The organism is Nocardia sp. NPDC004722, from assembly GCF_053601505.1.
Genome location: NZ_JBSGBY010001033.1, coordinates 1 through 1564, shown reverse-complemented (window position 1 = coordinate 1564; position 1564 = coordinate 1). Strand labels below are relative to the sequence as shown.

Here is a 1564-nt window from a genome sequence, read left to right as displayed (position 1 = left end):
GGTGCCGTGGTGCTGGCCACCGGCGGCTGCGCCTTCCTGTCCCGGGCGCTGGGCACGAACGTCGACACCGGCGATGGCGCGCTCATGGCCGCCGAGGTCGGGGCGCGCTTCTCCGGCATGGAATTCTCCAACGCCTACGCCATCGTCCCCAAGGGCTCCACCATCACCAAGACCGCCTACTACGGCTACGCCACCTTCTTCCACGAGGACGGCCGCGTCCTCGACGGCGCGGGCTCCACCAAGGGCCGCTCGGTCATCGCCCGAACCCTGCTGTCGGAGAGGGTCTTCGCCCAACTCGACCGCGCCGACGCCGACGTCCAAGCCCGAATGCGCCTGGGCCAGCCCAACTTCTTCCTCCAGTTCGACCGCCGCGGCATCAACCCGTTCACCGACCGCTTCGAAGTCGACCTGCTGGCCGAGGGCACTGTCCGAGGCACCGGCGGCATCGACATCATCGACGACGATTGCGCCACCACCGTTTCTGGCCTCTACGCCGCGGGCGACGCCGCCACCCGCGAACGCATCTGCGGCGGCTTCACCGGCGGCGGCAGCCACAATTCCGCCTGGGCAATGTCTTCCGGCAGCTGGGCAGGCCGCGGCGCGGCGGAATTCGCATTGCGCTCCGGCCGCATCGACCCGGCCGCTCTGCGCGGGGCGGGACAGGTCGGATTGCGCCCCGGCACAAGTGAATCGGTAACCGCCGACGACGTGGTCGCCGCCGCCCAGCAGGAGCTGATCCCTTTCGAGAAGAACTACCTACGCCACGGCGACCGCATCCAGCCCGCCCTCACCGCACTCGACGAACTCTGGGAGCGCGCCGCACGCGGCCTGGGCGGTTCCGGAATCGACCGCGTCCGTGCCCGACAAGCCGCGGCCATCACCGCGGTGGGCCGCCTGATGTACCGATCCACCTTGGCGCGCACCGAAACTCGCGGCATGAGCAAGCGCTCCGACCACCCCGATCAGGACCCGGCCCAACACCACCACATCCTCTCCGGCGGCCTCGACCAGGTCTGGACCACGACCGCCCCACCCGCGAGCGCCGCGTCAGCAGCCTCCACACTCGCGGTGGTGGGCTCATGATCGAGTTGATTCGCGCCGAGGACTGCATCGCCTGCGACAAGTGCGTCGACGTCTGCCCTACCGACGTCTTCGACCGCACCGAGAAGGGAATCCCGCTCATCGCACGGCAATCCGACTGCCAAACCTGCTTCATGTGCGAGGCCTACTGCCCGACCGACGCCCTCTATGTCGCCCCCGACTCCACCCCACTCGCCGACCCCGGCACCATCCCGGAGGCCGAGATCGGCCGCTACCGAGAGCAACTCGGCTGGGGGAGGGGCCGCAGGCCCGGCAGCCTCGTCGCGATCGGCCCGGAACTTCCGCACGGCGCGCCGCCGCCTCGCCTGACGGAGCTCGAGCCCGGCCGCTCATAGCGGCCGGGTATCAATCGCGGTGGTTGTGCGGGGGTTGAGACGTTGATCAATCCCCGCCGCACTGTGATCGGCGTCAGCGCAGGGCGAGGGCGAGGAAGAAGTCGACTCGGTCTTCCAGGCGGGAGAGG

2 protein-coding genes are annotated in these 1564 nt (G+C 69.8%); both read left to right on the top strand.

Annotated elements, in window-relative coordinates; translation table 11 throughout:
- A partial coding sequence (locus ACWELQ_RS45420) for a pyridine nucleotide-disulfide oxidoreductase (RefSeq protein ID WP_452403149.1) occupies positions 1-1083 on the top strand: 1083 nt, incomplete at its 5' end.
- Positions 1080-1436, top strand: a complete 357-nt coding sequence (locus tag ACWELQ_RS45415; protein ID WP_452403148.1) for a 4Fe-4S binding protein — start codon at positions 1080-1082, stop codon at positions 1434-1436. The genes ACWELQ_RS45420 and ACWELQ_RS45415, both read left to right, overlap by 4 nt.
- Positions 1437-1564: the final 128 nt, after the last annotated feature.